We start from the raw sequence: 440 nt of genomic DNA, 5'->3' as shown, positions 1-440 counted from the left end.
TCAGCCAAATTCGGACTTTCCCCCCTAAACAAAAGTTCCATGGCACTCTAATGGAATAAAGGTTTATATTGTCTGCCATAAGGGGTTGTTGAATTGGATTGTTCTGATATATCCTTCATCGAACCCAAGTTTTAATGGTTACATTTGATTAGGCTGTGGAATGATCCAAAATAAAAATATATTGCTGTGTGCTTCAATTGCACTTTCAATAATTTTGGGTAATTTCGTACATTCGTTTGTGAAATATGAAACCCATTTTTCGGTTTCAGAAACTTATCAAATGACTGAAATGAATGATGAGGGGCATTCGCACTCACATTCTCATGATGAAGAGATTGAAGAAAGCTCTCCTATATCCAAACATGTCCACAGTCACAACTCTATAGATCATAGTCACGACTTGCCTGTTATTTTAATCAAACACCCTCCATCTGAGATAT

Annotated in this window: 1 protein-coding gene; it reads left to right on the top strand. The window is 36.4% G+C overall.

Annotated features, from left to right (window positions below):
- Positions 1–160: 160 nt before the first annotated feature.
- A partial coding sequence (locus tag MTBPR1_RS18225) for a hypothetical protein (protein ID WP_205631235.1) occupies positions 161–440 on the top strand: 280 nt, incomplete at its 3' end.

The organism is Candidatus Terasakiella magnetica (assembly GCF_900093605.1).
In the GTDB taxonomy this organism is placed as follows: Bacteria; Pseudomonadota; Alphaproteobacteria; order Rhodospirillales; family Terasakiellaceae; genus Terasakiella; species Terasakiella magnetica.
This window is presented reverse-complemented; position numbering and strand designations above follow the sequence as displayed.